At 40.1% G+C, this 7,958-nt stretch carries 7 protein-coding genes and 1 pseudogene; 6 read left to right on the top strand and 2 right to left on the bottom strand.

The features are described from left to right. Window positions 1–773: pseudogene (locus HWQ43_RS20810) on the top strand (Ras family protein); the annotation flags it as partial. Window positions 774–1,220: 447 nt separating this feature from the next. Continuing rightward, window positions 1,221–2,198: an aromatic ring-hydroxylating dioxygenase subunit alpha gene (locus HWQ43_RS20805; RefSeq protein ID WP_292737590.1), complete on the top strand. Its 978-nt coding sequence runs from the start codon at window positions 1,221–1,223 to the stop codon at window positions 2,196–2,198. A 297-nt stretch (window positions 2,199–2,495) separates the two neighbouring features. Here HWQ43_RS20805 and HWQ43_RS20800 read toward each other — a convergent pair whose 3' ends face one another. Further along, window positions 2,496–3,251 (bottom strand): TspO/MBR family protein, encoded by a 756-nt coding sequence (locus HWQ43_RS20800; RefSeq protein ID WP_292737588.1) that lies wholly within the window; start codon window positions 3,249–3,251, stop codon window positions 2,496–2,498. 156 nt (window positions 3,252–3,407) lie between these two features. Here HWQ43_RS20800 and HWQ43_RS20795 point away from each other — a divergent pair, with 156 nt between their 5' ends. Together HWQ43_RS20795 and HWQ43_RS20790 are read left to right on the top strand one after the other, a co-directional pair. Continuing rightward, entirely contained in the window at window positions 3,408–4,025 is a 618-nt protein-coding gene (locus HWQ43_RS20795) for a hypothetical protein (RefSeq protein WP_292737586.1), read from the top strand. 75 nt (window positions 4,026–4,100) lie between these two features. Next, complete coding sequence (locus HWQ43_RS20790; protein ID WP_292737584.1) at window positions 4,101–4,238, top strand: hypothetical protein; 138 nt, start codon at window positions 4,101–4,103, stop codon at window positions 4,236–4,238. A 120-nt stretch (window positions 4,239–4,358) separates the two neighbouring features. Here the strand turns inward: HWQ43_RS20790 and HWQ43_RS20785 are convergent, their stop codons facing one another. Beyond that, window positions 4,359–4,949: a calcium-binding protein gene (locus tag HWQ43_RS20785; protein ID WP_292737582.1), complete on the bottom strand. Its 591-nt coding sequence runs from the start codon at window positions 4,947–4,949 to the stop codon at window positions 4,359–4,361. Window positions 4,950–5,814: 865 nt separating this feature from the next. On the opposite strand from HWQ43_RS20785, the gene HWQ43_RS20780 reads away from it, so the two are divergent. Next, window positions 5,815–6,909: a DUF4350 domain-containing protein gene (locus HWQ43_RS20780; RefSeq protein ID WP_292737580.1), complete on the top strand. Its 1,095-nt coding sequence runs from the start codon at window positions 5,815–5,817 to the stop codon at window positions 6,907–6,909. Window positions 6,910–6,972: 63 nt separating this feature from the next. Further along, entirely contained in the window at window positions 6,973–7,923 is a 951-nt protein-coding gene (locus tag HWQ43_RS20775) for a MoxR family ATPase (RefSeq protein WP_292737578.1), read from the top strand. Window positions 7,924–7,958 lie beyond the last annotated feature (35 nt).

Here is a 7,958-nt window from a genome sequence, read left to right as displayed (position 1 = left end):
GCCGCTTATTTCTCGGCATCCTCCGCGATGTCTTCCAAAAAATCCACAAAAGTCTTCCCAATCTCGAAATCACCGAATTGGTTCCCGTCCCCAACCATCCCAAACATCCACCCCTGGACTACCAAGAACTCCTCGGACAAGAATCTATGGGTGAAAGTACAATCACCATCGGCAAACTCAGATTAAAACTCGATTTGCGTCAACTTTTAGATGGCTATGAATCACTAGAATCGCGTCGAAAATCACAAAAAGCAGATAATGATTTAGATGATAGGACTGCTTATGAAGATATGCGAGATATTGCTAAACTAGCTGTCAGCAGAGAAATTAAAATTAATAATAATAATAAAGCCGAGGCAAATGCTATGTCAGAAAATCCTCAATTCACAAACAACTTTCAAGGCGCAAACATCGCCAACGTTGCGAACCAAGTCAAAGATAACGCCAGTCAGCAAGCCTCTAACTTCAACCAAACAAGCGGCGCAAGCGTAGCAGAACTAATGCAACTGATCGGCAACCTGCGCCAAACTGCCGCCCAATTCCCACCAGAAACCCGCGACGACATGATCATTGATATTGATGATGTAGAAGTAGAAATTCAAAAGCCAGAAAAAGAACGCAACTTACCCAAACTCAAAAAGCGTCTACTAGCTTTACTAACTGCTGCTACTCTAGTCGCTGCCCCGATCGCAGGTATGACAGACTTTGCAAACAATGTTATGGAAATAGGGAACAAATTAAATATCGAACTAAAGCTTCCCTCTGGTAAATAGACTTTTCTAACTCCAGGGGCGATGCAACCTATTCTAAATTAACAATCATGGCATACAGCATTTTGCATCTAAATGAAGTACATCCTTTACCCCACCCTAACCCTCCCCTTTACAAGGGGAGGGAACCAGATTTTTCTTGTTTCCCCCCTTTACAAGGGGGGATTAAGGGGGGTAATTAGGTTGTCTGACGCTCAATTACAGCACTCATCAAGTTACTCGTCAGTATGCTCACGTAGAAAAGAAAGTATTCGCCTAAGTTTTTCCGAGCTAATCCTCAGTTGGCATATCTTTTAGGACTTATGCATTAAACTGAATTTTCCGCCACTTTGAGTTTTTGCATACATAGAGATCGCACATTTATCTGTTAACAAATCCTAAAAGTGCTTTGATAGTTATTCCATAGGATGATTAAGATATAGGTATTTGACCTGACGGGTGTCGATACTCATGGTGCAAGACCAGATTTTGCTGAATGATTGGCATGTAATAGCGCGATCGCAAGACCTCCAACCTGGAACAGTTCTGCACAAGCGCTTATTAGGCTCAAATATAGTGCTTTGGCATAATGGCGACAAAGTTTTAGCTTGGCAAGACGTTTGCCCTCATCGTGGCGCTCGTCTTTCTCTAGGATATGTCAACAAAGAGACTCTTGTTTGTCCTTACCACGGTTTAGCCTTTAATAGCGAGGGAAAATGTGTACTAGTTCCGGCTAATCCCGACCAATCACCCCCCGCCCAAGCTTGTGTTAAAACTTACCAAATTCAAGAGCGTTACGATCTGCTCTGGGTTTGTTTAGGCACACCAAAACAAGACATCGCTCCGTTTTCTGAGTGGTACGATCCGGTCTATCAAAAGATTTTCTGTGGCCCTTACTACTATCACTCTAGCCCTCTGCGGGTGCTGGAAAATTTCATCGATCCGGCACACTTCCCAATTATGCATTCGGGATTATTTGCCCACGCCAGTCGTCCTGAGTTGACGCACTATGAATTAGAGTCTCTTCCAGATGGGATTAGTTTCAAATGTGGTTTGTGGGAACTAGATTTTAATTCCGGTAATCCTCTTTCTGCACCACTGATTTTCAACACTTACGATTACCGCATTTTCCGTCCGCTAGTGGCATACTTTAAACTTGGGCCTGGAGATCGTCGTTTAAATATCTTCTATACAATTACGCCAGTCGATGAAGATGAGTGCGTGGTGCAATATTGGTTAATGGTAAACAGTGTCCGCGAACTAAAAGTGGAAGTGTATCTAGATATTCAAAATCAAGTTGCTAGTCAAGATATTGCCATTGTCGAATCCCAGCAACCCCGACGCTTACCTTTAGATTTGCAATCAGAAGTACATTTACCGAGCGATCGCTATTCCATAGCATACCGGAAGTGGCTCAAACAACAGGGTGTTACTTTCGGCACTATTTAGAACTTAGCGATGCTTCTCATTATGATTAAGAAAAAAGATTTAGATAAAATTAGTTTAGAAGCTAACTCCCTTAAAGATTTTAAAAAACGGTAGATTAGACCTCTTGCATAAGTCGAATCAACCCCCTTTAATCCCCTTTATAACGGGGGTAAACTTGAAATGTTGCTCCCTCCCCTTCACAAGGGGAGGGTTGGGGAGGGGTGATTCAACGATTTTTGCAATAGGTCTATTGTTAACTGCTCTACCGTTTTTTATGTATCTTGAATTGGCTTTCATATCAAGGTTAATTTTGGGTATTTATTTATCCACAGTTGTTAGTTTTAAAGGATACAATGGCTCAGATCCATTTAATTGCCAAATTCTAAATACCAATACAGCAGCTACAGTTAACCACACACAAGAAAATGATAAAGTCATTCCCGCTATAGGATTAGTTTGCCAATAAATTGCCGTCACCACTACAGCAGATAACCAAGGGCCTAAAATCACTACAGGTACAGCAGCACCTAATCTCCGTTCTACAGTAAAAATCGTATTCCAAGTATCCCCTAAAGCCAGATGTACCACAAACAAAATTAAAGGCAATACTAAAAAATGGTGATTCATTTGCTGCCAAACTAATACAGAAGAAATTACCCGCAAAACGGCAATTATCATCCAAACTATGGGAAATGCTAAAGGTGGAGGCGACCATCTTGGTCTGATTACCTGGTCATAGGTCTGACGAGAACGGGTATTATCTAAAAGAGAAAAAATTCGAGAACGGATACTTAATAGAGCAAAAAACAATCCAGTCAATAAGGTGCTAAACCAACTGGAAAAAGAAGAATTATTATCAATGAATATTACTAATTTTTCCATTCCCAGTAACACGAGAATCATGACTAATATCTGTAGTATCGTCCCTAGTGTATAAACTAAAACTGCTCTGATATCTAGTTTTTGTGTAGTCGCTATTGATGTGTTTAGAGACTGTTGTTGATTCCCAGGTTTTACCCCCATCACTGTATTAACAAACTGTTCAACTATTCCACGATTCTGGGATTTATTCATAATTAAGAGATGGCGCGTAGTTGGTAATTAGTAGTAATAAGTCATTATATGATATTCTTATAGTTAAAAATGATTTTTGTAGGTTATTTTAACATCAGAGTTTATAATTTCCGAATCTAATGTACAGTCTTTCATAACTGATATTGAGGAAAAAACGTGAAATTTCAGAAGTTATTGTATATTTTTACTCTCGTAAATATTGCTACGTTGGCTCTGAGTGTACCTGTATTTGCTCAAATCGCGCAGACTCCCTTTAATTATGCACAGTCAAATTGTCGTGCAACTAAAGTAAATACTCCAATTTTCAAAGAACCTTCAACATCATCCCATACTATCAGAATATTGTCGGCAAAAACAAGGATTACTTTAGCATATATCCCAGTTAGTGGAGATAGATTTGTCAGAATTAAAGCTCCGACTTCAGGGTTTATTCAAACTGCTGTGCTGAAATTTTGTCAGCCGAATAAAAACGCTCAAAATGTTTCGAGTAAACCTACTATTGGCAGTGTATGTCGGCAAATTGTACGACAGGAAACTATACGCCGCCAACCAAGTACAAAAGAACCTTTTATTACAACACTTTATCCAAAGACAGTTGTGTTTGTGAACTTGGTTACAGGTAATATAGTTAAGTCATATAAATCTGAAAATTACATTTGGGTAGAAATCGACCTTTCCAGAAGTTTCCCTGGAGAATTATCTGGTAATGGTTGGATAGTCAATACTGACTTAGTAAATACTCCTGGATTAAGCAATCTGGCTTATTGTAGTTAGTAGCTTATTTCTTGATTAGACGGTATTGAAGTTGCCTCGCCATCGCCCCCAAGGGAAATTCAGTAAAGATTAGCTTTGGCAGAAGCCCCTCGCCAACGCAAACATCGCCTTTACAACGATCCAATTAGCGTCATCCAAGATTTAGTTAATCAACATCAGGAACTTCTCACAGTGCTTGAGTTTCAAGCTCTGAAATACCAATTAGATAGCTAGTACAACACGGCGGAAATAAACCAATCATTCCAAATCAACGAAACCCTTATGCTGTATTCATTTTAATTTTTAATTTTTAATTCCGCCTTGCGGTACTAGGGGATACAGCGCTAATTTCGATCAAGCAACCACAAAATTGTCGTTGCTTAGTGACAATCCAGCAGATAATTGTGCAAATTTTACTTGAGTAAAGCCAGATGCACTGCCATCATGGTCAAAATATAGCCCACCTGTAGCGCTGTTGTAGATAAATCGTTGAACGCTCGTGGTTGCAGATGCTCCGATTGTAAACTGACTTGTCTGAAGTGAACCTATTGATAACCCGCCACCAAAACCAGTAATCGATACCTGAATCCGATCCTTAGTTGGTTTGAAGTTATAAAGACTGTCAACACCTTCGTTGTAACTATTATAAGCAAAAGTATCAGTACCTAATCCTCCATAGATACTGTCATTCCCATTGCCCCCATAGAGTAGGTTATTACCTGTTGAATCAGTAGCAATCAAGATATCATTACCTTCACCACCATTGAGAGTATTATTGCCCGTTGAACCGCTAACATTCAAGGTATCGCGATCGGACTCAGTGCCGAAATAACTGGCATCGCCCCCATAAAGTAGGTTATTACCTGCTGAATCAGTAGCAATCAAGATATCATTACCTTCACCACCATTGAGAGTATTATCGCCCGTTGAACCGCTAACATTCAAGGTACTGTTACCTGCACCACCGTTATAGATAGGGTTGACTCTTGATCTCCTAAAGAGATTTTTATGCCCTCCTTGTGGGCTATTATTCGTGAATGTCTAGCGTCAAAATAGAGAACATCACACAATACTTCTCGATTTTTGCAGTTTTAAAAGAGGAATTTGGTTTGGGAGAAAAGTTAAAGGTTTTTTCTTTCCCTTTTACCCTTAATCGAAAAGTATTGGAGCATCTCTATAGCTTGCAAATAACTACATATTTAATATCTTACTTAGATGTTTATACTTAAATACTCATCTTTACATACTCTTCACATCTTGTCGGCTCAATGTATATAGCAATACTAAAATTTGTGTATTCTTCATCTACTTCGGTTCCTAAGCAAAGTGATTAACCGGACTTGATATGACAAAGAACGAAGCGATCGCTCTGGTCTGGATGGGTTTGCAAATAATCTTGAGCCGGGTGCAACTAAATGACCGGGGGTCAGATTGTACAGGCCGGTAATTTTTCGGAATTGATTGCCCAATCAGGGTTATTTGCCAGACTGGTAGCCCAACAATTAGAAGGGGAACTTTAGTTCTACTTCAGCATGGAATTAGCAACTTGCTATAAAGATTGGATGTTTAGTCCATCATTAGAATAATCAACCACAGCAATTCTTTAGGTTTTCTCGATTAGCGATACTCAGTTCGTGAAGCCCTAAAACTCTCAAGCAAGGTTCTGTTTGACAATCCCACTGCTACCCAAAATTTAGAAGCATTCATCAAACAGGCGATCGCTACAAGAAACTAAAGAAAGTATATTTTGACTTTAACTGAAAAATAAGTAAGTATTAACAGTGATATTCAAAGGCTATGAAAGTCGAAAATGAAACGTCCAAATCGCCTTGCTTGGATGGGAGCGATCGCACTCGCTGCGATCGTTTTACTTAGTTTGTTCGCGGCTCCCAATAATACTAAAATTAACACTGGCTCTACCTACAACCGTAACTCTGATGGCTATGGTGCTTGGTACGCTTTTATGCAACAACAGGGAATTTCTATTCAGCGCTGGCAAAAGCCTTTTAGTGATATTCAGCCAGAGAACAGCCCAATTACCTTGCTACAGGTAGGCGGCTATCCCAGAGAAACCACACTGGATAGTCAAGAGCGGGAATGGGTAGAGAAAGGGAATACTTTGGTAATTTTGGGTGCAAAGACGCGGGTTACAGAAGCGGAGTTTAGCACTATGCAAAAATCTCCTGAAGGTGATATTAAAATTGATACACGTAGACGATATAAAAAAGCTAACTCCCAGCAAGTTAATTTAGGCGATCGCTTTGGTGCTGTTGTCTGGAAAGAAAATTACAAAAAAGGAAAGGTGATTTTTTCTACCACTCCTTATTTAGCTGCCAACGCCTACCAAGATTATTTAAGTAATTTCAAGTATTTAGCTAGTTTGGTTACTGAAAAAAGTAACACAGTCTTTGTCGATGAATACATCCACGGCTATAAAGATGCCGATATCAGGAAGAAAGAAAGCGAAGGAGATTTATCTAGCTTTTTTGCCAAAACTCCTTTACTTCCAATCTTGATACAGGTAGGTATCCTGCTATTAGTGCTAGTTTGGGCGCAGAATCGCCGCTTTGGAAAGCCAGTAGCTTTAGATACACCAGTTGTAAATAATAGCGAGGCATACATCCAAGCTTTAGCCGGGGTGTTGCAGAAAGCTGATACCACCGACTTTGTTGTTGAAATGGTGGGTAAACAAGAACAACTAGAACTCCAAAAAGTCTTGGGATTAGGGCAAGTACTTTTAGAACGTCAAGCCTTGATCGATTTCTGGATGGAAAAAACAGGTGCAAGTGCAGCAGAATTAGATGCAGTTTTAAAGCTACAATCTCGCAAACAACCCATCAGTGAACGAGACCTGTTAAGCTGGTTGGGGAAATGGCGAACCATTAGATTAATTCGTAATTCGTAATTCATAATTCGTAATTATTTTTTTGTAATTGTACTCTGCGTTGGTTATTTATCAATAAAAAATATGAGTGAAACGCATCCTATCTTAATTCGTCTTGGTCAAGGTATTAATCAAGTAATTGTTGGACAATCTGGCTTAATACAGCAACTCTTAGTAGCACTGCTAGCGGGTGGGCACGTAATTTTAGAAGGAGTACCGGGAACTGGTAAAACCCTTTTAGTAAAAGTGTTGGCGCAGTTAATTCAAGGGGAGTTTCGGCGGATTCAATTAACACCTGATGTTTTACCTTCAGATATTACTGGTACAAATATTTTTGACTTGAATAGCCGCAATTTTACTTTAAAAAAAGGGCCAATATTTACTGAAGTACTGCTAGCAGACGAAATCAACCGTACTCCGCCCAAGACACAAGCGGCGTTGCTAGAAGCGATGGAAGAGATGCAGGTAACATTGGATGGTGAAAGTTTGCCTTTACCAGATTTATTTTGGGTAATTGCGACACAAAATCCCCTGGAATTTGAGGGTACTTATCCTTTACCAGAGGCACAGTTAGACAGATTTTTATTTAAGCTGGTGGTAGATTACCCCGATCAAGCTGCTGAAAAGCAAATGTTACTCAATCGTCAGGCGGGTTTTGCAGCACGGCGTTTGGATATTAGCCGTTTGAAACCAATCGCAACAGTAGCCGACATTTTGCAAGCACGACAAGCAGTCAAAGAAGTTAAAGTATCAGAAGCGATCGTTGATTATTTGTTGGCGTTGGTGAGAACATCGCGTCAATATCCTGATTTGACTTTGGGTGCATCACCTCGCGCTACCGGTGCTTGGTTGCAGACATCTCAAGCTCTAGCGTGGTTAGCGGGAAGAGATTTTGTAACACCAGATGATGTAAAAGCAGTTGCATCACCGTTGCTACGTCATCGTCTCATATTGAAACCAGAAGCGATGCTGGATGGTTTACAAATGGATGCAGTAATTGCATCGGTAATTAATCAAGTACCAGTTCCGAGGTGAAAATTTCAAAGTCCCTCTCCCAATTTTGGGAGAGG

It is taken from the genome of Nostoc sp. JL31 (assembly GCF_017114965.1).
Lineage (GTDB): Bacteria > Cyanobacteriota > Cyanobacteriia > Cyanobacteriales > Nostocaceae > Nostoc > Nostoc punctiforme_A.
The sequence above is the reverse complement of the archived record's forward strand: the minus strand, read 5'-3'. Positions and strand labels throughout refer to the sequence as shown.

What these genes read in the sequence shown, in the direction of transcription:
- HWQ43_RS20805 (WP_292737590.1), top strand. Translation starts at nt 1,221, where the DNA reads ATGGTGCAAGACCAGATTTTGCTGAATGATTGGCATGTAATAGCGCGA.
- HWQ43_RS20800 (WP_292737588.1), bottom strand. Translation starts at nt 3,251, where the DNA reads ATGAATAAATCCCAGAATCGTGGAATAGTTGAACAGTTTGTTAATACA.
- HWQ43_RS20780 (WP_292737580.1), top strand. Translation starts at nt 5,815, where the DNA reads ATGAAACGTCCAAATCGCCTTGCTTGGATGGGAGCGATCGCACTCGCT.
- HWQ43_RS20775 (WP_292737578.1), top strand. Translation starts at nt 6,973, where the DNA reads ATGAGTGAAACGCATCCTATCTTAATTCGTCTTGGTCAAGGTATTAAT.